A 21971-nucleotide genomic window follows, 5' to 3' on the forward strand; every position below is an offset into this window, starting at 1 on the left:
GCGGGCACGGCCCGGGGCGGGCACAGCTCGGACGTGGGCGCGTCTCAGGGTGGGCGTGGCCCAGGGGGCGTGGCTCCGGGGTGGGCGCGGCTCCGGGGGCGTGGCCAGTGGGGTGGGCGCGGCTCCGAGGTGGGGCGCGGCTCCGAGGTGGGGCGCGGCTCCGAGGTGGGGCGCGGCTCCGACGTGGGGCGCGACCTCCGACCGGGCGCAACCGCCAACCAACCCCAGGCAAGATCCCGCCACCGCGAACCGCCCGGGTGGCGTGTGGCGGATGGGCCCCGTGGGACGGCTACGCTGGGCGGCGATTGACGTGGTCGGGCTGCCGGGTATCGACGGCGGTCAGAAACGACCGGTGACTTTTATTTGAGGAGCGATGGCATGCGCCCCGGTGGACAGCCGAACATGCAGCAGCTGATGAAGCAGGCGCAGAAGATGCAGCAGCAGGTCGCTCAGGCGCAGGCCGAGCTGGCCGCCGCCGAGGTGACCGGCAGCGCCGGCGGTGGGCTGGTCAGCGTCGTCATGACCGGGCTCGGCGAGGTCAGCTCGGTGCGCATCGACCCCAAGGCGGTCGACCCGGACGACATCGAGTCGCTGGAAGACCTCGTGCTCGCCGCGATCCGGAACGCCGCGGAGTCGCAGCGGGAGCTCGCCGAGGCGAAGATGGGCCCAGCCACCGGCGGCCTCGGCGGCGGCCTCGGCATTCCGGGGTTCTGATCCGGTGTACGAAGGCGCAATCCAGGACCTGATCGACGAGCTGGGCCGGCTCCCGGGGGTGGGACCCAAGAGCGCCCAGCGGATCGCCTTCCACGTCCTCTCGGCCGACCCGGCCGACGTCAACCGGCTCGCCACCGCGCTGCGGAAGGTCAAGGAGCTGGTTCGCTTCTGCACGACCTGCTTCAACGTGGCCGAGTCGGAGCAGTGCCGGGTCTGCCGGGACAGTCGCCGTACGAACGAGGTGCTCTGCGTGGTCGAGGAGCCCAAGGACGTCGTCGCGATCGAGCGGACCGGCGAGTTCCGCGGGCGCTATCACGTGCTCGGCGGGGCGATCAATCCGCTCGAAGGTGTCGGACCGGACAATCTGCGGATCCGTGAGCTGCTTCTGCGGCTGGGGACGGGCGAGGTCAAAGAGTTGATTCTCGCCACAGACCCCAACACGGAGGGTGAGGCAACGGCCACATATCTGGCGTTGATGGTCAAACCCATGGGGATCTCCGTCACCCGGCTCGCGAGCGGCCTTCCGGTGGGTGGTGACCTTGAATATGCCGACGAGATCACGCTGGGTCGTGCGTTCGAAGGACGTAGAGCAATTTAGATCTACATCGCGTAACGTGGCCGTAACGCCACGCTAGTGATTTAGTCCGAATTAGCTAGATGCAGGCCATCTAACGCGGTAGTTTCCGATTGGTCGGTGCCATAGGTCACAGCCACATCACGAGGGAGACACGGAACTGTCCGTGTGCGGTCGGTGAACTTGACCGAGGCACCGCATTAGGTGAATGTTCCTTGCGATGGCGGCACCCCCGCCGTCGACGCCTTCGTGGCGCGGGCTCATCTGACCGTCGCGACGAGGGTCGGCACTCGAGGCATGAGACAACCGATCGGTTGCCGGACGCTGCGGGTAGCCATCGCCTACGGCCCGCCGCATTTGGCGTGCCGCTGGCTGTGAGCGCCCCGCTTCGCGCCGGATACCGGGAGAGGACCGGCGCTAGATGTCGCTTGGCCCAGAGGCGTCAATCTCCGACGAGACGACGACGCCCATCGCCGACGCGGCTGCGGAGCGGGATAGTGGCGAGGCTGCGGTCGCCGGTCGATCGCTCAAGCAGATCGCCTGGCGTCGCCTCAAGAGAGACCGGGTCGCGGTCGGCGGTGGCATCGTCATCATCGTCCTGGTCGTCATAGCGATCCTCGCCCCGTTGCTGATCAAGCTGCTCGGGCACCCGTTCGACGAGTACCACAACGAGAAGATCGACCCGACGCTCGGCTTGCCGTTGGGTCACCTCAGTGGCATGTCCAAGGACTTCATCCTGGGTGTCGAGCCGGTCAACGGACGCGACATCTTCAGCCGGATCGTCTACGGCGCACAGACCACGCTGACCGTCGCGTTCCTGTCCGCCTTCCTGTCGACGATCCTCGGCGTGTTCTTCGGCATGGCGGCCGGCTTCATCGGCGGCTGGGTCGACTCGATCGTCAGCCGCATCATGGACTTCCTGCTCGCGTTCCCGCAGCTGCTCTTCTCGATCGCGCTGGTCTCGGTGCTGCCGGCCACCTCGTTCGGCCTCGGCCCACGCTGGTCGCGCACCTTCGTGCTGGTCGCCGTGATCGGGTTCTTCGGCTGGCCGTACATCGGTCGCATCGTCCGCGGGCAGACGCTCTCGCTCCGGGAGCGAGAGTTCGTCGAGGCGTCGCGGAGCCTGGGCGCGCGCTCGCCGCGCATCCTGTTCCGCGAGATGCTGCCGAACCTGGCGGCGCCGATCCTCGTCTACACGACGCTGATCATCCCGACCAACATCCTGACCGAGGCGGCGTTGAGCTTCCTCGGCGTCGGCATCCCGCCGCCGTACCCGTCCTGGGGCGGCATGCTCTCGGATGCACTCCAGTTCTATCGGTACGACCCGTGGTTCATGATCATCCCGGGCGTAATGATCTTCATCACCGTATTGGCGTTCAACCTGTTCGGCGATGGCCTCCGGGACGCTCTTGATCCGAAGGCTCGCTGACGTAGTTCAGGAATCCGCAGCGGTTCCATCGCATGAATCTCGGCGACACCCCGCAGGTCGCCGTTCGAGGAGGTAGGAGTTTTGGTGGCAGGCAAGACGAAAGTGATGGTGGCCGCCACGGCCGCTGTCACATTGGGGCTGACCGCCGCATGCGGTGGCGGTTCGGATGACAAGAACAGCAACGGTGGCACCTCGAGCACGGGTGCGTCCTTCAACGCGGCGGCGACCCAGGTCATCAACGCGAGCGACAAGAAGGGCGGCACGCTCAACTTCTGGAGCCCGCAGGACGCTGACTCGTTCGACCCGGCGATCTCGTACTACGCCTGGACGATCGACATGAACCGGCTCTACAGCCGGACCCTCATGACCTACACGCCGAAGCCCGGCAAGGACGGTCTGATCCTCTCCCCCGACCTCGCGTCGGCGGCCCCGGAGGTCAGCGCGGACGGCAAGACCTACACGTTCAAGCTGAAGAGCGGCCTGAAGTTCGACGACGGCTCGCCGATCACCTCGAAGGACATCAAGTACGGCATCGAGCGCATCTTCGCTCAGGACGTCGTCCCCGGCGGCCCGCTGTACCTGATCGAGGAGCTGGACCAGGGTCAGAGCTACCCCGGCCCGTACAAGGACAAGGACCCGAACAAGCTGGGTCTGAAGACCGTCGAGACGCCGGACGACTCGACGATCGTCTTCCACCTCAAGGCGGCGAACGCGAACTTCCCGTACGAGCTGGCCCTCCCGGGCGGCGCTCCGGTGCCGCAGAAGCGGGACACCGGCGACAAGTACGCCCTCGCGCCGGCCTCCTCGGGCCCCTACAAGTTCCAGAGCATCGAGCCGGGCAAGGGCGCGACGCTGGTTCCCAACACCAACTGGGACGCGTCGACCGACCCGAACCGCAAGCAGCTGGTGGACAAGATCGTTCTGACGATCACCACGAACGCCGATGACATGGACTCCCGCCTGATCGCCGGCACCGCCGACCTGGACGTTAGCCAGAGCGGTGTGCAGACCCAGGCCCGTACGCAGATCCTGACGAACGACAAGCTCAAGGAAACCGCGTACAACCCCAACAACGGCTTCATCCGGTACGCGGCGCTGGGCACCACCGTGGCTCCGCTGGACAACGTCGAGTGCCGCAAGGCCGTCATCTACGCGTCCGACCCGACCACGCTGCAGACCGCTCGCGGTGGCCCGGTGGCCGGTGGCGACATCGCCACGAACATGCTGCCGCCGAACATCCTCGGCTCCGACCCGAAGTACGACCCCTACGGTCGCGCCCAGGGCAAGCCGCAGGTCGACAAGGCGAAGGCCGCCCTCCAGGCGTGTGGCAAGCCGCAGGGCTTCGACACCAAGATCGCGGTCCGCAACAACAAGCCGGCCGAGGTCGCGACCGCGACCGCCCTTCAGGCCGCGCTCAAGACCGTTGGCATCAACGCGAGCATCGAGCAGTACGACGGTAAGAACGTCAGCTCGGTCGTCGGTTCGCCGGCCGTCGTGAAGGCCAAGGGCTACGGCATCATGATCTCCGGCTGGGGCGCCGACTTCCCGACCGGTTACGGATACCTGGCCCCGATCGCGATGGGCTCGTTCATCGCCAAGACCGGTAACTACAACCTGCCCGAGATCAACGACCCGGCGATCAACGACCTCTTCACCAAGGGCCTTGGTGAGAAGGACGCGCAGGCCGCGGCCGACGACTACAAGCAGGCCAACGAGAAGGTCATGGACGGCTACTACTTCGTGCCGTTCGTCTTCGACAAGGCGCTCAACTACTACAACCCGCGGCTGACGAACGTGTACTTCCACCAGGGCCTGGCCATGGTCGACTTCGCGTCGATCGGTGTCAGCGACGGCAAGTAGTACCCGATCGTGTAACACCCACGGGTAGATCGAAGGGCAGGTGAAGGCCGCCCCCTCCGGGCGGGTGCCGGGTTCGCAAGAGCTCGGCACCCGCCCGGTATTCGGCCGAGAGTCGTGCTGGCTTACCTCATCCGACGGATATTCAACTCCGTCGTGACGCTGCTTGTGGTCACCTTTGTGACCTTCTGCGTCTTCTTCCTGGTGCCCAAGGCCACCGGCAGCGATCCCGCTCTGCTGTACCTCGGCAAGCAGGCCGATCCGGTGGCGATCGAGGGCATCCGGACCAAGCTCGGGCTCAACGACCCGATCCTGGTTCAGTACGGCAAATTCCTGGGCGGCCTGGTGGCCGGCCGCGATTACACCAACGGCTCGGACGTCACGCACTGCGCCGCCCCCTGCCTCGGTTACTCGTTCAAGACCAACCAGGAGGTGTGGCCGCTGCTGACGGACGCCCTCCCGGTCACTGTCTCGCTCGCCATCGGCGCCGCCGTGCTGTGGGTGCTGATGGGCGTCGTCTTCGGCGTCATCTCGGCGCTGAGACGCGGCACGATATGGGACAGATCGGTGATGACCATCGCCCTCGCCGGCGTATCGCTACCGATCTACTTCACCGGTCTGCTGACGCTGAGCATCTTCGTGTACTGGCTGGGCTGGCCCAACCCGAGCTACACACCGTTCGTCGACAATCCGTTGGACTGGTTCACGGGGCTGATCCTGCCCTGGATCACGCTCGCGTTCCTGTTCGCGGCGACGTACGCCCGGCTCACCCGGGCCAACATGCTCGAGACGCTCGGCGAGGACTACATCCGCACCGCCCGGGCCAAGGGCCTGCGCGAGCGCACCGTCATCGGCAAGCACGGTCTGCGCTCCGGCCTGACCCCGCTGGTCACGGTCTTCGGCCTCGACCTCGGCGCGCTCCTGGGCGGCGCCGTCCTCACCGAGGCGGTCTACAACCTGCGCGGCCTCGGCTACTACGCCCTCAACGGCATCCGCACCAGCGACCTGCCGGTGATCCTGGGCGTGACGCTGTTCGCCGCGTCCTTCATCGTCATCATGAACCTGATCGTCGACATGCTGTACGGCGTCATCGACCCGCGCGTGCGGCTGGGCTGAGGGAGGATACGTTGTCCATCGGCTCCGCCAACCCGCGACCGTTCCTTGAGGTCAAGGACCTCAACGTCCGGTTCGAAACCGACGACGGCACCGTCCAGGCCGTCACCGGCTCGGCGTTCACCCTGGAGAAGGGCAGGACGCTCGGCATCGTCGGCGAGTCCGGCTCCGGCAAGAGCGTGACCTCGCTGGCGGTCCTCGGCCTGCACCGCACCCGGAGCAACGCCAAGGTCACCGGCGAGATCTGGCTCGAGGACGAGGAACTCGTCACCGCCACCGACGAGCAGGTGCGCCTGCTCCGCGGCGGCAAGATGGCGATGATCTTCCAGGACCCGCTGAGCGCCATGCACCCGTACTTCACGGTGGGTTCGCAGATCGTCGAGGCCTACCGGGTGCACCACCCGGGGGCGAGCAAGAAGGTCGCCCGCGAGCGGGCGATCGACATGCTCGCCCGGGTCGGCATCCCGCAGCCGGAGCGCCGCTTCAGCGACTACGCCCACCAGTTCTCGGGCGGTATGCGGCAGCGGGCCATGATCGCGATGGCGCTGGTCAACGACCCGGCGCTGCTGATCGCGGACGAGCCGACCACGGCGCTGGACGTCACGGTGCAGGCGCAGATCCTCGACCTGATCCGCGACCTCCAGGAGGAGTTCGGCTCGGCGGTCATCATGATCACCCACGACCTGGGTGTGGTGGCCGAGCTGGCCGACGACGTCCTGGTCATGTACGGCGGGAAGGTCATCGAAAAGGGTCCGGCCCTCGATGTCTTCAAGAGCCCGCAGCACCCGTACACCTGGGGTCTGCTCGGCTCGATGCCCCGCCTCGACCGTGACGTTCGCGAGCGGCTCACGCCGGTCAAGGGCACGCCGCCCAGCCTGATCAACCTGCCGAAGGGGTGCGCCTTCAACCCGCGCTGCCCCTACGCGGGGCGTAACGGCAACCGGTCCTTCACCGAGGTGCCGCTGCTGCGCGACGATGGGCACGGCACCGGGCACCTGGTCGCCTGTCACCTGCCCGCGGAGGATCGGCGCAAGATCTTCCACGAGGAAGTGCTCCCGAACCTGTGAGCGAACCTGTGAGCGGAGTTGAGGAACGATGAGCGAGAACCTGCTCGAGGTGTCGGGGCTCGAAAAGCACTTCCCGATCACGAAGGGCCTGTTCAAGCGGACAGTCGGCGCCGTGCGCGCGGTCGACGGCGTCGATCTGGTGGTGAAGGCCGGCGAGACGCTGGGTCTGGTCGGCGAGTCCGGCTGCGGCAAGTCGACCACGGGCCGGCTCTTCAGCCGGATCCTGGAGCCGACCGCCGGCAAGATCGTCTTTGACGGCAAGGACATCTCGCACCGGTCGGTGTCCCAGATGCGGCCGTTGCGCCGCGACGTCCAGATGATCTTCCAGGACCCGTACTCGTCGCTGAACCCGCGGCACACGGTCGGCTCGATCATCGCCGCACCCCTGCAGATCCAGAACATCCCGACCCCGCAGGGCACCAAGAAGGCCGTGCAGGAGCTGCTCGAGCTGGTCGGCCTCAACCCCGAGCACTACAACCGGTACCCGCACGAGTTCTCCGGCGGTCAGCGCCAGCGCATCGGCATCGCCCGCGCGCTCGCCCTGCGGCCCAAGATGATCATTGCGGACGAGCCGGTCTCGGCGCTCGACGTGTCGATCCAGGCGCAGGTCGTCAACCTTCTCGACGACCTGCAGAGCGAGTTCGACCTGACCTACGTCTTCATCGCGCACGACCTGTCGGTGGTCCGGCACATCTCGGACCGGGTCGCGGTGATGTACCTGGGCAAGGTGGTGGAGATCGCCGAGCGCGACGATCTCTACAAGAACCCGCGCCACCCCTACACGGTCGCCCTGATGTCGGCGGTTCCGGTGCCCGACCCCGCTCGGCGTGATCGTGCGCAGCGCGAGCGGGTGCTGCTCACCGGCGATGTGCCGAGCCCGATCAACCCGCCGTCGGGCTGCCGCTTCCGCACGCGTTGCTGGAAGGCGCAGGACATCTGCGCGACGGAGGAGCCGCCGCTGACCACGCGGATGGACGACCCGGCCTCGCACCTGACGGCGTGTCACTTCCCGGTGGTCAACGACGAGCAGGTGGCCGGTCGCCGTCCGGCGACGGCGCCGGCCTGACCCAAGACCGATTCGGCCGTACGCCCGGAGCCCGCGCTCGTGAGAGCGCGGGCTTCAGCCTTCTTCCGGCCGGTCGAGCAGGCCCACCACGATCTTGTGAATCGCCGCGGCGTCGGCGGGATCCTTGATCGTCGCCTTGCCGCCGGTGATCGTGTACCACTCGTCGGCCTCGAAGTACTGCACCCGCACGGTGACGTCGTCGCCGGACGTCTCGGTCTGCACCGTCAGCTCACCGGTGATCACGCCGACCTCGTCGGTCATGACCCCGCCCGGCCCGGCCGTGATCTTGGTGGAGAGGCCGGCGGTCTCTTGGGGAGCCGCCGCGTTGTCGGCGGCCGCGGCGTCGGGCGCTGCCTTGTCGGGCGCTGCCTTTTCGGGCGCCGCGGGCGCCTCGGAGGGCGCGGACTCGGAATCGATCATCAGCATTTCCTCAGCATCGAGTCGAGGGCGGTCACTTCGGCGGTGGTGACCGTCAGCTTCCAGTGGGTCTTCACCGCGATCCAGTCTTCCGCATACCCACACCAGCTGCTGCTATCCGTCGGCTTCCAGGTGGACGGATCCTGGTCGCCCTTGGAGCGGTTCGACGACGCCGACACCGCGACCAGCTGGGGGTCGGCGAGGTCGTTGGCGAAGTCTCCGCGTTGGGCGGTGGTCCAGGCCGAGGCGCCCGACCGCCAGGCGTTGGCCAGCGGCACCAGGTGGTCGATGTCGGCCTGGGTCGGCGAGGTCAGCGTCTTGCCGTCGTAGATGCTCTTCCACGTGCCGGCCACCACGTTGCAGCCGGACAACTTCACCTTGCTGCCATCCCGCTTGAGCACCGAGTCGCGTACGTCGCAGTTGGCGCCGGTGCTGCGCCAGTGCGGGAACTTCTCCCGGCTGTAGCCCTTCATCGACCCGGCCTTGGCCACGGTCAGCTTCTTGAGCTGGGCCGCGGCCGACGCGCTGCCACCGGCGCCCGATCCGGGCTTGGTGGTCGCCTTGGTGGTGGGCTTGGTGGCGGGTTTGGTGGTCTTGGTGGCGGTGGGGGTGGGGCCGACATCGATCGAGACACCCTGGCATGCGCCGAGACCGAGAGCGGCGGCGAGGAGAACGGCGGTCCATCGAGGAGCGTGAGGGGGCACGATTTCAGACTAGGTGTGCCCCGCCCGTTCTGCCCCGGTCGGTAACCCGTGAGTGGATCATCCCGCGCGCCGCGAGGACGGCGCGCGGGATCTCCGAGAATCAGCGAGCGCGGTTGATGGCGCTGGTCACGGCCTTGATCGAGGCGCTCACGATGTTGGCGTCGATGCCCACGCCCCACACCACCTTGTCGCCGACCTCGACCTCGACGTACGCCGCGGCCTGCGCGTCACCACCCGAGGTGAGCGCGTGCTCGTTGTAGTCCAGCACGCGGGCCTGGATGTCCAGCGGCTTGACCGCCTGCACGAACGCGTCGATGGGGCCGTTGCCGACACCGAGCAGCGGGCGGCGTACGCCCCGGTGGAAGATCTCCACGTCGATCTCGACCTTGCCGTCCACCGTGGCCGTCGTGTAGCCCTCGATCTTGAAGGCGGTCGACATCTGGTGGTCGACCAGGTACTCGGCCGCGAAGATGTCCCACATCTGCTGCGGGCTGACCTCGCCGCCCTCCTCGTCGGTGTGGTGCTGCACCACGCCGGAGAACTCGATCTGCAGCCGTCGCGGCAGCTCGAGGTTGTGCTCCTCCTTCATGATGTACGCCACGCCGCCCTTGCCGGACTGCGAGTTGACCCGGATGACCGCCTCGTAGCTGCGGCCGACGTCCTTGGGGTCGATCGGCAGGTAGGGCACGCCCCAGGTGAACTCCTCGACCGGCACGCCGGCGCCGTCCGCATCGGACTTCAGCCACGCGAAGCCCTTGTTGATCGCGTCCTGGTGGGAGCCCGAGAACGAGGTGTAGACCAGGTCGCCCACGTACGGGTGCCGCTCGTGCACGGGCAGCTGGTTGCAGTACTCGACGGTCCGCTTGATCTCGTCGATCTGGGCAAAGTTGATCATCGGGTCGATGCCCTGGGAGAACATGTTCAGCCCCAGCGTCACCAGGTCGACGTTGCCGGTGCGCTCGCCGTTGCCGAACAGGCAGCCCTCGATGCGGTCGGCGCCGGCCAGCAGGCCCAGCTCGGCGGCGGCCACGCCGGTGCCCCGGTCGTTGTGCGGGTGCAGGGACAGCACGACCGACTCGCGTCGCGGCAGGTGCCGGTGCATCCACTCGATCGAGTCCGCGTACACGTTGGGCGTGGCCATCTCGACCGTGGCCGGCAGGTTGATGATCAGCGGCCGGTCCGGGGTCGGGTCGATCACGTCGATGACGGCCGAGCAGACCTCCAGCGCGTACTCCAGCTCGGTGCCTGTGTACGACTCCGGCGAGTACTCGTAGAAGATCTCGGTGTCCGGCGTGTAGATCTCGGCGTACTTCTGGCAGAACCGGGCGCCGCTCGTGGCTATGTCGGTGATGCCGTCCTTGTCCAGGCCGAACACCACCCGGCGCTGCAGCACCGACGTCGAGTTGTAGAAGTGGACGATCGCCCGCTTGGCGCCGCGCAGCGACTCGAAGGTGCGCTCGATCAGGTGCTCGCGGCACTGGGTCAGCACCTGGACGGTGACGTCGTCCGGGATCAGGTCCTGCTCGATCAGCTGCCGGATGAAGTCGAAGTCGGTCTGCGACGCGGCCGGGAAGCCGACCTCGATCTCCTTGTAGCCCATCTGCACCAGCAGCATGAACATGCGCCGCTTGCGCTCGGGGGACATCGGGTCGATCAAGGCCTGGTTGCCGTCCCGCAGGTCGACCGCGCACCAGCGCGGCGCGGTCTCGACGTGCTTGGTGGGCCAGGTGCGGTCGGGCAGATCGATCGCGAACTGTTTCTGGTACGGCTGGTAGCGCTCGAAGGGCATGGAAGACGGGCGCTGGGTATCAAAAGAAGAGGTGGACATGTCGGCTGCTCCAAGGAAGGCGAGGCTTAGGAGGCGGCGCCCGCGTTTCTAGATAACGCAGAAACTCCGCGACGAGGTGCCGGCCTGGGATGGGGCCTCGTCGCGGCAGCGAAGAAGGAGTGCCTGCCACATGTCGGAATCACCCTACGTGATCAAGTGGGACGTGACTAACTCTACGCCCGGATCGTGGGATGGCCGGGGTCAGGCGGGTGACGCCGCCCCGGACGGCTGGGTGACGACGGGCGGCGCCGGCGGGGAGTCGGTGCTCATCGGCTGCGCGCCCGCCTCGGGACCGGGCAGCGCCACGGTCGCCGGCCCGGCCACCTGGCTGACCAGCTTGAGCGTGCCGAAGTCGACCCGGGCCGCGGTCAGCACCCCGTCGTCGGCGTAGCAGTAGATCCCGACGTCGACCGGCGCCTTGAGCGACGCCGAGACCGAGTCGACCGAGAAGCACGTGCCCTGCGCGCCCGGGAGCGGCTCGACCTCGGTCACCGAGAGCGCCGACTGCCGATCGGCGAAGACCGGCAGCCACTGCCGGAAGAGGCGTTCCACGTCCGGCGAGTTCGCCTTCGGCACGCGCTTGCCCGGCTCGGCCACCTTCACGCAGGTCGGCGTGATCGGGTTGCTCGCCGAGGCGACCGTGCACTGGTCGACGCCGGCCTTGGTCGAGACGATCGAGACATCCGTGGTGCCGCCGAGCATGCCGTCGCTGACGTCCACCCGCCAGGTGCCGTCGGCGCCGATCGTGGCGACCACGTTGTGCCGGTGCCCGTCCTTGTCGTCCAGTGTGTAGAGGGCGGCGTAAGCCTTGTCCAGCGACAGCGTCGCCCGGGCCACGAGATCGGCCCGCGCGTCCGGGCCGGCGTCGCCCCCGGCCGGTGGCATCGAGGCCGATGGCGTGGGATCGGCGGCCGGGTCGCCGCCACCGCACGCCGCGGCGCCGGCCAGCACCAGCAGGGCGGCGGCCGGGACGGACAAAGAGCGGAAGCGTGGGCGCACCGAGACATTCTCGCCTCCGCGGGCCGAACCGGTCGGCGTCGTAACCCTGGCGTGTCGCGACGGAGGCCGGATTCTGGGATCGGCTGTCGGAGTTCCGCGGGGTCGCGGCTAGGGTGGTGGCGATTGAACCGACCGGTGTTGCCGGTTTGTGATCCGCACGCATCAGTAAGGAATGGTTACCCGTGGCACTGGTGGTGCAGAAGTACGGTGGCTCGTCCGTTGCGACCGCCGAGCGCATCAAGCGGGTGGCGGAGCGCATCGTGGCCGCCCGCAAGGCCGGCGACGACGTGGTCGTGGTGGTGTCCGCGATGGGCGACACGACCGACGAGCTGCTCGATCTGGCCAACCAGGTGAGCCCGCTGCCCCCGGGCCGCGAGCTCGACATGCTGCTGACCGCCGGCGAGCGCATCTCGATGGCGCTGCTCGCGATGGCGATCCACAACCTGGGCTACGAGGCGCGTTCCTACACGGGCTCGCAGGCCGGCGTGCTGACCACCTCCGTGCACGGCAAGGCCCGGATCATCGACGTCACCCCCGGCCGGCTGCGCTCGGCGCTAGACGAGGGCGCGATCGCCATCGTCGCCGGCTTCCAGGGCGTCTCGCAGGACACGAAGGACATCACCACCCTCGGCCGCGGCGGCTCCGACACGACCGCGGTGGCGCTGGCCGCCGCGCTGCACGCCGACGTCTGCGAGATCTACACCGACGTCGACGGCGTCTTCACCGCCGACCCGCGCATCGTGCCCGACGCGAAGCACATCAAGAAGATCACGTACGAGGAGATGCTCGAGCTCGCCGCCGGCGGGGCGAAGGTGCTGATGTTGCGATGCGTGGAGTACGCGCGGCGCTTCAAAGTGCCGATCCACGTACGCTCTTCGTACTCGAACAAAGAAGGCACGCTCGTCACCGGATCTATGGAGGACCCTGACGTGGAACAGGCGCTGATCACCGGGGTCGCCCACGAGCGCAGCGAGGCCAAGATCACGATCGTCGGCGTGCCCGACGAGCCCGGCGCCGCCGGCCACATCTTCAACACGGTGGCCCAGGCCGAGATCAACATCGACATGATCGTGCAGAACGTGTCGACCGAGGGCACCGGCCGCACCGACATCTCGTTCACGCTGCCCAAGGCCGACGGGCCCACCGCGATGACCGCGCTCGACAAGATCAAAGAGCAGATCAAGTTCAAGAGCCTGCTCTTCGACGACCACGTCGGCAAGGTCTCGCTGATCGGCGCCGGCATGCGCTCGCACCCGGGCGTCGCCGCCTCGTTCTTCGCCTGCATCGGCGAGGCCGGGGTCAACATCGAGATGATCTCCACGTCCGAGATCCGGGTCTCCGTGGTCTGCCGCGACACCGACCTCGACACCGCGGTCCGTGCCGTGCACGACCAGTTCGAGCTGGGTGGGAACGAGCAGGCGGTGGTCTACGCCGGCACCGGGCGGTAAGCGCTCCGATGGCGCAGCCCACGCTCGCCGTCGTCGGGGCCACCGGCTCCGTCGGTACCGTCATGCTCGAGCTGCTCACCTCCCGGCGCAACGTCTGGGGGGAGATCCGGCTGCTCGCCTCCGCGCGGTCGGCCGGTAAGCAGCTGTCCTGCCGCGGCGAGCAGTTGACCGTGCGGGAGCTGACCCCGGAAGCCTTCGACGGCGTCGACGTGGCGCTGTTCGACCTGCCCGACGACGTGTCGCTCGCCTGGGCGCCGATCGCCACCGAGCGCGGCGTCATCGTGGTGGACAACTCGGCCGCGTTCCGCATGGAGCCGGACGTGCCGCTGGTCGTGCCCGAGGTCAACCAGGAGGCGATGGCCACCCGGCCGCGCGGCATCGTGTCGAACGCCAACTGCACGGTGATGGCGATGATCATGGCGATCGCGCCGTTGCACCGGGAGTACGGCCTGCGCGAGCTGGTCCTGGCGTCCTACCAGGCCGCCTCGGGCGCCGGTCAGGTCGGCGTCGACACCCTGCACGACCAGCTCAGCAAGGTGGCCGGCGACCGGTCGCTGGGCTCGCGGCCGGGCAACGTGCGCCAGGCGGTCGGCGACGACCTCGGGCCGTTCACCGCGCCGCTCGCGCTCAACGTGGTGCCCTGGTCGGGCGACCTGGCGCCCAAGGGCTGGTCGTCCGAGGAGCTCAAGCTGCGCAACGAGTCCCGCAAGATCCTGGGGATCCCGGCTCTCAAGGTGTCGGCCACCTGCGTACGCGTGCCGGTCGTGACCGGTCACTCGATCGCCGTGCACGCCGTCTTCGGTTCCGAGGTCGACGCGGACGGCGCCCGTCAGGTGCTGCGCAACGCCCCGGGCGTGATCCTGGTCGACGACCCCGAGGCCGGCGAGTTCCCGATGCCGATCGACGCGGTCGGCACCGACCCGTCCTGGGTCGGCCGCATCCGCCGGGCCATGGACGACCCGCGCGCGCTCGACCTCTTCATCACCGGCGACAACATGCGCAAGGGTGCGGCCCTCAACACCGTGCAGATCGCCGAGCTGCTGGCCGCCGAGATGAAGGAGCCCGGCGGCCGATGACGTCTACGACAGGTCTTCGCGCGAGAGCAGCGCCCGCAGCTTGATGCCCTCGGCGGCCAGCGCCTCCGCGCCGCCCTCCTTGCGGTCGATCACGCACAGCGCGTGATCCACGTGCGCGCCGAGCTTCCGCAGCTCGCCGGTGGAGATCACGACCTGGCCGCCGGACGTGACGACGTCCTCGACCACCAGGACCCGGCGGCCGGCCACCTCGGCGCCCTCGGCCAGCCGCGCCGTCCCGTACTTCTTGGCCTCCTTGCGTACGAACGCCGTGGGCAGCTTGGCGTGCCGGGCCAGCGCCGTCACCACCGCGATGCCGCCCATCTCGAGCCCGGCCAGCACCTCGGTGCCGTCGGGGATGAGCACCGCCATCTGCTCGGCCAGGCGGTCGAGCAGCTCCGGGTCGGCCTCGAACTGGTACTTGTCGAAGTACTCGGTCGCCGTCCGGCCGGACCGCAGCACGAATTCACCGGTCAGGCGGCTCACGTCGCGGACGCGCCGCGCCAGGTCATCAGGAGAAGTCACAAGGACCAAGCCTGGCAGGCCGCCCGAAGACACCGAACAGCACCCCGGCCGCAACCACTCAGCAACCGACAAATGGTGCCGATCAGGGGATCATGCAGATCAACCCGCACCGCTGGTTCGGCGCCGGGCAGAGCAGCGCCGCGGACTCCGCGAAGGCGGGGGCCGAGGCCGCGGCCGAGGCGATCGGCGGCCGCGTGGCCAAGGCCGTCTTCGTCTTCAGCTCGGTGGCGCACGACCTGCCGGAGCTGCTGGCCGCGGTCCGCGAGGAGGCCGGCCCCGACAGCGCGATCGTCGGCAGCACGACCATGGGCGAGATGGGCAACGGCGGGATGACCGTGGGCGGGGTCGCGGTCGCGGCGCTCGGCGGCGACGGCTTCACGGTGCATACCCGGGTGGCTCAGGTCGACGAGCACGACCCGCGCGCGGCCGGGGCGGCGGCCGCCGAGGCGTTGCGCGGGCTGCACGACGACAACCGGGTGCTGATCCTGCTCTGCGACGGGATGACCGGGCACCCGCACGAGATCGTCCGGGGCGCGTACTCGTCGGCCGGCGCGGCGTACCCGCTGGTCGGCGGCTTCGGCGCGGACGACCGGCACTTCGAGCGGACGTACCAGCTCTGCGGCGACGAGGTCTACTCCGGCGCCGTGGTCGGGCTCGCGCTCGGCTCGGACGGCCCGATCGGCATCGGGATCGCGCACGGCTGGCGGCGCACCGAGCCCGCGATGATCGTCACGAAAAGCCACGGCGCGCACGTCTACGAGCTCGACGACGAGCCGGCGCTGGACGTGCTGCTGCGCCGCAACAACTTCGACGGGACGGCGGCCGAGTTCTTCGACCGGGGACGCCAGCTCCAGCCGCTCGGGCTGTCCCGGCGCAACGGCGAGGACATCCGGGTGATCCACGCCGGCGACGACGAGGAGCGCTCGGTCTGGGGCACCGCCGACGTCCCGCAGGGCGCGCTGGTCTGGCTCATGGAGGCCGACCGCCAGGCCCTGCTCGACGGCGCCACCTGGTCCTGCACCGAGGCGCTGGCCCGGCTCGACGGCCTCGCCCCACTCGGGGTGCTCGCCTTCGACTGCGGCGGCCGCCGGGCCGGCCTGGTCGAGGGCGGCATGGAGGATGAGATCGCCGCGATGCGCGCCGCCCTGAACGGCGCCCCGTTCGCCGGGTTCTACACCACCGGCGAGATCGCGCGGGTCCGTGGCGCGAGCGGCATGCACCACCTGACCCTGGTCACCCTCGCCCTGGGTTGAGCATGCTGACCTACCTGCTCACCGAGTACTTCACGGCCGTCAACGCCGCCGAGACCGAAGAGTCCGCGATCGCCGGCGCGGTCGAGCGGGCGACCGAGATGGTGGAGGCCGAGGCCGGCGCCGTGGTCCGCGAGGGGCGGGTCTCGGGCGCGTACGGCTTCGGCCCGGACGTCCCCGTCGCCGGCCTGCTCGCCGTGGCCGCCGGCCAGACGCTGCTCGACCTTCCCGGCCTGGGCGAGTTGCACGCCGCGTCCAACCCGCTGGGTGGCGAGAACGGCGACGCGCTGATCGTCTGCCGGGCCGACGAGCCGTTCGCCCCGGCCGAACGGCAGATGCTCCAGGGCATGGGCCAGGTGCTCGGCCTCGCGCTGCGCAGCATCCGGGTGCTCGCGGCCGAGCGCCATCTGCGGGCCGAGAAGGAACGGCAGGCGACCTCGGCGCAGACCCGGCAGCGGCTGGTGGAGTCGCTGCTGACCATCCAGCGGGCGATCTCCGGACGGCGGCCGCTGCCCGAGATCCTGGACGCGGTGACCGGCGGCGCGGCCGAGCTGCTGGACGGCGCCACGGTCGCGCTGCTGCTCGCCGAGGGCGGCCCGGACCGGCGGCTCTCGGTGGCGTCGACCTGCGGCGGCACCGACGGCGGGCCGCTGCACGAGTCGGCGGCGCGGGCCGCGATGTCCGGCGGCACGGTGCTGATCCGGCCGGACGCGACCGGCTCGGTGATCGCGGCGCCGGTGCGGGTGACCGGCGAGATGGCCGGCAGCCTCGTCGCCCACCTGCCCGGGAGCGTCGACCAGTACACCGAGCAGCGCGACCAACTGGCCGCCTTCGCCCAGCAGGTGAGCCTGGCGCTGACCGACGCCCGTACCGTCGAAGCGGTCCGCGAGGCGCACCACGACCCGGTCACCGGCCTGCCCAACCGCGCCTTGTTCCTCAAGATCCTCAACCGGGTGCTGGCCTCGCGGGTCACCGACACCGACCCGACCAGCGTGCTCTTCGTCGACCTCGATCGGTTCAAGGCGGTCAACGACAGTCTCGGGCACGAGGCCGGCGATCAGCTGCTCGCCCTGGTGGCCCGGCGACTGCGCGGTTGCGTACGGGCCAGCGACACCACCGCCCGGCTCGGCGGCGACGAGTTCGCCGCGCTGTTGCACGACTCGCCGGTCGAGGCCGCCACCATCGTCGGCGACCGGGTCGTCGCGGCGATCAAGGAGCCGTTCCGGGTGGCCGGCCGCGAGGTCTTCATCGGCGCCAGCGTCGGCATCGCCACCTCCCGCGATCCCGTCGAGCGCTCCGAGGCGCTGCTGCACAACGCCGACGTGGCGATGTACCGGGCGAAGAAGGACGGCCCGGGCCGGGTGCTGGTCTACGAGCCGTTCATGCACACCGAGGCGCTCGACCACCTGAGCATGCGCGGCGACCTTCAGCGGGCGCTGCGCGGTGGCGAGTTCCGTCTCCAGTACCAGCCGCTGATCCGGCTGACCGACGGCGTCGCGACCGGCGTCGAGGCGCTGATCCGCTGGCACAGCCCGACCCGGGGGTTCGTCTCCCCGGTCGACTTCATCCCGATCGCCGAGGAGTTCGGCCTGATCATCGACGTCGGCCAGTGGGCGCTCGAGACGAGCGCGCTGCAGGTCGCCCGCTGGCGGCGCGACTTCCCCGACCTGGGGCTGAACGTCAACGTGTCCGGGCATCAACTCGTACACCCGAGATTTGCCGACAATGTGATGCGGGCGCTCGCCATCGCGGGTTTGCCGTCCAGCGCCGTGACGCTCGAGCTGACCGAGTCGGTGCTGATGAGCGAGCCCGACCTGGGGAAGGCGGCGCTGCACGTGCTGCGCGGCCTGGGTGTGCAGCTGTCGATCGACGATTTCGGGACCGGGTATTCGTCGCTGGCCTACCTGCGCGAGCTCCCGGTCGACGAGCTGAAGATCGACCGCGCCTTCATCGCGCGGGCCGAGCTGACCGGCGAGGACCTGGCCCTGGTACGCACGATCGTCGAGCTCGCGCAGATCCTCGGCCTGCGCACGGTCGCCGAGGGCATCGAGAACGCCGCCCAGCTCGACGCGCTGCGCAAGCTGGGCTGCGCGTACGGCCAGGGGTACCACCTGTGCCGTCCCACCGACCCCGATCAACTGCCGTCCCGGCTGGCCCGCCCGGCGGTCGCGGACCTCGTCACCCATCCGCGTACTTGATCTCCGCGCTACAACATGGAAGATCCTTTTGGGGTACTTTTCGCCTAATTGGTGCTAATTACTCGGAAGGAACATTCCGTGACACCCTTCGCATTGTTCTTCCTCCTGGCACTCGCCGGATCCTCCTGTTTTGCGCTCGGCCGCGCCCTGGGTCGCGGCGAGCGCTACGAGAAGGGCTACCGAGAGGGCTTCCGCGACGGCGAGACCGGCTCCCTGGCCCGGGCCGCCCGCCTCATCCAGCTCGACGCCCGCCCGGCCATCGCTCCGGCGGTCGAGTCGATGCTCGGCCCCTACTCGGTGCCGCAACAGCTGCCGGGACGCAGCGTCGGGCCGGCGGTGGCGGCGGTTCCGGTCCGTCCGCAACTCGCGCTTTAAATCATCCAGCGACCGTACGAGAGGAGCCGCCCACAATTGTGGACGGCTCTTCGCTTTTGGTGCCCATCGCCCTTTAGACGCCCAGCTGGCGGCGCACCTCGGCGGCAACCCGGCCGCCCTCGGCCCGCCCCGCCACCGCGGCCTGTGCCGCCTTCATGGCCGGGCCCATCTGCGCCTTGCCGTTGAAGCCGCCCGCCGCGAGCGCCTCGGAGACGATCGAGCCGATCTCCTCATCGGTGAGCTGCTTCGGCAGGTAGCGGTCGATGATCTCGCCCTCGGAACGCTCCTTGGCCGCCTGCTCGGACCGGCCCGCGTCGGCGAAGGCGGTGGCCGCCTCGCGACGCTTCTTCGACTCCTTGGCGAGCACGGCCAGCACCTCGTCGTCGGAGAGATCGCGCGCCTGGCTGCCGGCCACCTCGGCGTTGCGAACCGCGGCCAGCGTCATCCGCAGCGTGGCAGTGGTCATGTCGTCGCGGGATTTCATGGCGGTGTGCAGGTCATCGTTCAGGCGATCTTTCAACGTTCCCATGGACGGAGAAACTACTCTTGCCGTCATGCGTAAGCGCCCCCTTATCGCCCTGGCCGCCGGTGTGGCGGCGGCCGGCGCGGCCACCTTCGCCTACTCCTCGCTGATCGAGCGCAACCTCTTCACGCTGCGCCGCTTCGACGTGCCCGTCCTCGAGCCGGACGCCGAACCGCTGCGCATCCTGCACATCTCGGACCTGCACATGATGCCCGACCAGCGGCGCAAGCAGGAATGGGTGGCCGCGCTGGCCGGCACCGACCCCGACTTCGTCGTGGTGACCGGCGACAACATGGCCGACCCGGCATCGGTCCCCGGCGTGCTCCGGGCGCTCGACCCGTACCTGTCGCTGCCCGGCGCTTTCGTCTTCGGCTCGAACGACTACCGAGGCCCGGTCTGGCGCAACCCGCTGCGCTACGTGCTGCCCGGCGAGCGCGAGTACATCCAGGGCGTAGACCTCCCCTTCGCCGACCTTAGGGCGGCGTTCGTCGACGCGGGCTGGTCCGACCTGAACAACGCCCGCACCATCATCAAGGCCGGCGGCCGCTCGATCGAGCTGGTAGGCGTCGACGACCCGCACATCGAGCAGGACGACTACCCATCCGTGGCAGGCCCGGTCTCCCCCGGAGCCGACCTGCACATAGGCGTGACGCACACCCCCGCCTCCCGAGTCCTCAACCCGATGGCCGCCGACGGCTTCGAACTGCTCTTGGCCGGCCACACCCACGGCGGCCAGGTCTGCGTCCCCCTGTACGGCGCCCTGACGACAAACTGCGACCTCCCGAAGTCCATGGCCAGGGGTTTGCACCGCTGGCCCGACTCCGACGCGTGGCTGCACGTCTCCGCCGGCCTGGGCACCCACCCCACCGCCCCCATCCGCTTCGCCTGCCGCCCCGAGGCCTCGATCCTCACCCTGATACCGCGCTGACCTGCGGTTTTACGGTTTGGGGTATACCGATTTCGCGTGGGCCTCGGCGTCGGATAGTATTTCCAGGCAGCTCGGGGTGTGGCGCAGCTTGGTAGCGCGCTTCGTTCGGGACGAAGAGGCCGTCGGTTCAAATCCGGCCACCCCGACCAAGAGCTTTGCCAGTTCAGGGCCGGTCCGCCAGTCGGATCGGCCCTGAACTGCGTCTGGGGTCGTAGGCTTCTGGGTGGATGCAATCCCGGTGCTGCACAGACGGGCGATCGGGCGGTGGATACCGGGAGTTTCCGTCGCTTGCGCCCGTACCAACGGCCGGCGCGACCGTAGCGCTCGCCGCGTGCGTCGGCGGGCCAATCGGAAGCCTCGGGCCCGCTCGGTGCCTCAACCAGCCGATGAGCCGTGGCCACCCGGTGGTTTGCCAAGCGGATGAGCGCGACGGCGGCGGCGAAGTGCGGGACCGGCCCGCGCATTCCGCGAACCGGTCCCGTCCTTGGATCACTGGGTCAGCGACGGATCACGCCGTGGGGGTCGAGCACGTACTTGCGTGCTGCGCCCTGGTCGAAATCCTGGTAACCCTGCGGCGCCTGGTCCAGCGGGATCGGCGTCGCGTTGACGTTCTTCGCGATCTGCACGCGGTCGTGCAGGATTGCCATCATCAGGTTGCGGTTGTACTTCATCACGGGGCACTGGCCGGTCACGAACGAGTGGGACTTGGCCCAGCCCAGGCCCAGCCGCAGCGACAACGACCCGACCTTGGCCGCCTCGTCGACGCCGCCCGGGTCGCCGGTGACGTACAGGCCGGGAATGCCGATGGCACCGCCCGCGCGAGTCATCGTCATCAGCGAATTGAGCACCGTGGCCGGCATTTCGGTCTGCGCGTCCTGGCCGTGGCCGCGCGCCTCGAAACCGACCGCGTCCACCGCCGAGTCGACCAGCGGCTCACCGATCGCCGGGGTGTCGGGCCCGAGGATCTGCTGCACCTGCTCGACCGGGTCACCCTCGGCGACATTCACGGTCTCACAACCGAAGCTGCGGGCCTGCGCCAACCGCTCCTCGTTCAGGTCACCCACGATCACCACCGAGGCGCCCAGCAGGTACGCCGAGGTCGCCGCGGCCAACCCGACCGGACCGGCGCCCGCCACGTACACCGTCGAACCCGTCGTGACGCCGGCACTGACACAGCCGTGGTAACCCGTCGGGAAGATGTCGGTGAGCATGGCCAGGTCGAGGATCTTCTCCATCGCTTGGTCGCGGTCGGGGAAGCGGAGCAAATTCCAGTCGGCGTACGGGACCAGCACGTACTCAGCCTGGCCGCCGACCCAGCCGCCCATGTCGACATAGCCGTACGCCGAGCCGGGACGATCCGGGTTCACGTTCAGGCAGACTCCGGTCTTGCCCTCCTTGCAGTTGCGGCACCGCCCGCAGGCGATGTTGAACGGCACCGAGCACACGTCGCCGACCTTGACGAACTCGACGTCCGGCCCGACTTCGACCACCTCGCCGGTGATCTCGTGGCCGAGCACCAGGCCCTCGGGGGCGGTGGTCCGCCCGCGCACCATGTGCTGGTCGCTGCCGCAGATGTTGGTGGCGACCGTCTTGAGGATCGCCCCGTGCCGGACCTTGCGGCCGATGTTGGCCTTGTTGACGCCCGGCCCGTCCTTCAGTTCATACGTCGGGTAGTCGATGTCGTGGACCTCGACGCGTCCGGGTCCCTGGTACATCACTGCTCGGTTTCCTGGCATCGTTGCCTCCGTCCAGACGTGGGGAACTGGCGGCGCGCGCACCCCGTCAGGCCGGGGCCGCGGCGCCCACGAACGTCAGTCTTCACCCGTCACGTCCGAGCAAAACGACTAGTTTGTGGCGGCTCACGCCGATTCCGGCATTGTGCG

General features: G+C 69.0%; 20 protein-coding genes and 1 tRNA gene. 14 read left to right on the forward strand and 7 right to left on the reverse strand.

The window, feature by feature from the left end:
- Positions 1 to 402: 402 nt before the first annotated feature.
- The 7 genes from ACZ6TB_RS25535 (at position 403) to ACZ6TB_RS25565 (ending at position 7820) form a co-directional block, all read left to right on the forward strand.
- Positions 403 to 714: a YbaB/EbfC family nucleoid-associated protein gene (locus ACZ6TB_RS25535; RefSeq protein ID WP_465557962.1), complete on the forward strand. Its 312-nt coding sequence runs from the start codon at positions 403 to 405 to the stop codon at positions 712 to 714.
- A gap of 4 nt (positions 715 to 718) precedes the next feature.
- Positions 719 to 1312 carry a recombination mediator RecR gene (gene recR, locus ACZ6TB_RS25540; protein WP_465557702.1) on the forward strand — a complete coding sequence of 198 codons (594 nt, stop codon included), beginning with the start codon at positions 719 to 721 and terminating at the stop codon, positions 1310 to 1312.
- A 397-nt stretch (positions 1313 to 1709) separates the two neighbouring features.
- Complete coding sequence (locus ACZ6TB_RS25545; RefSeq protein WP_465557704.1) at positions 1710 to 2717, forward strand: ABC transporter permease; 1008 nt, start codon at positions 1710 to 1712, stop codon at positions 2715 to 2717.
- Positions 2718 to 2801: 84 nt separating this feature from the next.
- Positions 2802 to 4577: an ABC transporter substrate-binding protein gene (locus ACZ6TB_RS25550; RefSeq protein WP_465557706.1), complete on the forward strand. Its 1776-nt coding sequence runs from the start codon at positions 2802 to 2804 to the stop codon at positions 4575 to 4577.
- 114 nt (positions 4578 to 4691) lie between these two features.
- A complete protein-coding gene (locus ACZ6TB_RS25555) occupies positions 4692 to 5690 on the forward strand; it encodes an ABC transporter permease (RefSeq protein WP_465557708.1) in 999 nt (332 codons plus the stop codon).
- Positions 5691 to 5701: 11 nt separating this feature from the next.
- Positions 5702 to 6754 carry an ABC transporter ATP-binding protein gene (locus tag ACZ6TB_RS25560; protein WP_465557710.1) on the forward strand — a complete coding sequence of 351 codons (1053 nt, stop codon included), beginning with the start codon at positions 5702 to 5704 and terminating at the stop codon, positions 6752 to 6754.
- A gap of 28 nt (positions 6755 to 6782) precedes the next feature.
- The gene (locus ACZ6TB_RS25565) at positions 6783 to 7820 is read left to right on the forward strand and encodes an ABC transporter ATP-binding protein (protein WP_465557712.1); all 1038 of its coding nucleotides are present in this window, start codon (positions 6783 to 6785) and stop codon (positions 7818 to 7820) included.
- 54 nt (positions 7821 to 7874) lie between these two features.
- Here the strand turns inward: ACZ6TB_RS25565 and ACZ6TB_RS25570 are convergent, their stop codons facing one another.
- From ACZ6TB_RS25570 to ACZ6TB_RS25585, 4 genes are all read right to left on the reverse strand, one after another.
- Positions 7875 to 8240 (reverse strand): hypothetical protein, encoded by a 366-nt coding sequence (locus tag ACZ6TB_RS25570; RefSeq protein WP_465557715.1) that lies wholly within the window; start codon positions 8238 to 8240, stop codon positions 7875 to 7877.
- A complete protein-coding gene (locus tag ACZ6TB_RS25575; RefSeq protein ID WP_465557717.1) occupies positions 8240 to 8941 on the reverse strand; it encodes an HNH endonuclease family protein in 702 nt (233 codons plus the stop codon). The genes ACZ6TB_RS25570 and ACZ6TB_RS25575 overlap by 1 nt, the downstream gene beginning before the upstream one ends.
- Before the next feature lie 100 nt (positions 8942 to 9041).
- On the reverse strand, positions 9042 to 10769 hold the full coding sequence (gene leuA / locus ACZ6TB_RS25580; RefSeq protein WP_465557719.1) for a 2-isopropylmalate synthase: 1728 nt from the start codon (positions 10767 to 10769) through the stop codon (positions 9042 to 9044).
- A gap of 201 nt (positions 10770 to 10970) precedes the next feature.
- A complete protein-coding gene (locus ACZ6TB_RS25585; protein WP_465557721.1) occupies positions 10971 to 11768 on the reverse strand; it encodes a hypothetical protein in 798 nt (265 codons plus the stop codon).
- A gap of 182 nt (positions 11769 to 11950) precedes the next feature.
- Between ACZ6TB_RS25585 and ACZ6TB_RS25590 the strand changes: the two genes are divergently transcribed.
- Together ACZ6TB_RS25590 and ACZ6TB_RS25595 are read left to right on the forward strand one after the other, a co-directional pair.
- Positions 11951 to 13216 (forward strand): aspartate kinase, encoded by a 1266-nt coding sequence (locus tag ACZ6TB_RS25590; protein ID WP_465557722.1) that lies wholly within the window; start codon positions 11951 to 11953, stop codon positions 13214 to 13216.
- Positions 13217 to 13224: 8 nt separating this feature from the next.
- Positions 13225 to 14292 carry an aspartate-semialdehyde dehydrogenase gene (locus tag ACZ6TB_RS25595; protein ID WP_465557724.1) on the forward strand — a complete coding sequence of 356 codons (1068 nt, stop codon included), beginning with the start codon at positions 13225 to 13227 and terminating at the stop codon, positions 14290 to 14292.
- 3 nt (positions 14293 to 14295) lie between these two features.
- Here ACZ6TB_RS25595 and pyrE read toward each other — a convergent pair whose 3' ends face one another.
- On the reverse strand, positions 14296 to 14814 hold the full coding sequence (pyrE, locus tag ACZ6TB_RS25600; RefSeq protein WP_465557726.1) for an orotate phosphoribosyltransferase: 519 nt from the start codon (positions 14812 to 14814) through the stop codon (positions 14296 to 14298).
- Positions 14815 to 14906: 92 nt separating this feature from the next.
- Here pyrE and ACZ6TB_RS25605 point away from each other — a divergent pair, with 92 nt between their 5' ends.
- The 3 genes from ACZ6TB_RS25605 (at position 14907) to ACZ6TB_RS25615 (ending at position 18637) form a co-directional block, all read left to right on the forward strand.
- Entirely contained in the window at positions 14907 to 16067 is a 1161-nt protein-coding gene (locus ACZ6TB_RS25605) for an FIST signal transduction protein (protein ID WP_465557728.1), read from the forward strand.
- A gap of 2 nt (positions 16068 to 16069) precedes the next feature.
- Positions 16070 to 18262: a putative bifunctional diguanylate cyclase/phosphodiesterase gene (locus ACZ6TB_RS25610; RefSeq protein ID WP_465557730.1), complete on the forward strand. Its 2193-nt coding sequence runs from the start codon at positions 16070 to 16072 to the stop codon at positions 18260 to 18262.
- 78 nt (positions 18263 to 18340) lie between these two features.
- On the forward strand, positions 18341 to 18637 hold the full coding sequence (locus ACZ6TB_RS25615) for a hypothetical protein (RefSeq protein ID WP_465557732.1): 297 nt from the start codon (positions 18341 to 18343) through the stop codon (positions 18635 to 18637).
- A gap of 73 nt (positions 18638 to 18710) precedes the next feature.
- Here the strand turns inward: ACZ6TB_RS25615 and ACZ6TB_RS25620 are convergent, their stop codons facing one another.
- Positions 18711 to 19166: a GatB/YqeY domain-containing protein gene (locus ACZ6TB_RS25620; RefSeq protein ID WP_465557733.1), complete on the reverse strand. Its 456-nt coding sequence runs from the start codon at positions 19164 to 19166 to the stop codon at positions 18711 to 18713.
- Between the two features lie 25 nt (positions 19167 to 19191).
- On the opposite strand from ACZ6TB_RS25620, the gene ACZ6TB_RS25625 reads away from it, so the two are divergent.
- Both ACZ6TB_RS25625 and ACZ6TB_RS25630 read left to right on the forward strand, forming a co-directional pair.
- Entirely contained in the window at positions 19192 to 20088 is an 897-nt protein-coding gene (locus tag ACZ6TB_RS25625) for a metallophosphoesterase (protein WP_465557735.1), read from the forward strand.
- A 72-nt stretch (positions 20089 to 20160) separates the two neighbouring features.
- Positions 20161 to 20237 (forward strand) — tRNA-Pro (locus tag ACZ6TB_RS25630).
- 348 nt (positions 20238 to 20585) lie between these two features.
- Here the strand turns inward: ACZ6TB_RS25630 and fdhA are convergent.
- Positions 20586 to 21824 (reverse strand): formaldehyde dehydrogenase, glutathione-independent, encoded by a 1239-nt coding sequence (gene fdhA / locus ACZ6TB_RS25635; RefSeq protein ID WP_465557737.1) that lies wholly within the window; start codon positions 21822 to 21824, stop codon positions 20586 to 20588.
- Positions 21825 to 21971 lie beyond the last annotated feature (147 nt).

The sequence above is a fragment of the Actinoplanes sp. NPDC051537 genome, assembly GCF_055586105.1.

Coding starts and splice junctions, on each gene's coding strand:
- ACZ6TB_RS25545 (WP_465557704.1), top strand. CDS start 1,710: ATGTCGCTTGGCCCAGAGGCGTCAATCTCCGACGAGACGACGACGCCC.
- ACZ6TB_RS25605 (WP_465557728.1), top strand. CDS start 14,907: ATGCAGATCAACCCGCACCGCTGGTTCGGCGCCGGGCAGAGCAGCGCC.
- ACZ6TB_RS25570 (WP_465557715.1), bottom strand. CDS start 8,240: ATGATCGATTCCGAGTCCGCGCCCTCCGAGGCGCCCGCGGCGCCCGAA.
- fdhA (WP_465557737.1), bottom strand. CDS start 21,824: ATGCCAGGAAACCGAGCAGTGATGTACCAGGGACCCGGACGCGTCGAG.
- leuA (WP_465557719.1), bottom strand. CDS start 10,769: ATGTCCACCTCTTCTTTTGATACCCAGCGCCCGTCTTCCATGCCCTTC.
- ACZ6TB_RS25565 (WP_465557712.1), top strand. CDS start 6,783: ATGAGCGAGAACCTGCTCGAGGTGTCGGGGCTCGAAAAGCACTTCCCG.
- ACZ6TB_RS25595 (WP_465557724.1), top strand. CDS start 13,225: ATGGCGCAGCCCACGCTCGCCGTCGTCGGGGCCACCGGCTCCGTCGGT.
- ACZ6TB_RS25625 (WP_465557735.1), top strand. CDS start 19,192: ATGCGTAAGCGCCCCCTTATCGCCCTGGCCGCCGGTGTGGCGGCGGCC.
- ACZ6TB_RS25620 (WP_465557733.1), bottom strand. CDS start 19,166: ATGGGAACGTTGAAAGATCGCCTGAACGATGACCTGCACACCGCCATG.
- ACZ6TB_RS25535 (WP_465557962.1), top strand. CDS start 403: ATGCAGCAGCTGATGAAGCAGGCGCAGAAGATGCAGCAGCAGGTCGCT.
- ACZ6TB_RS25610 (WP_465557730.1), top strand. CDS start 16,070: ATGCTGACCTACCTGCTCACCGAGTACTTCACGGCCGTCAACGCCGCC.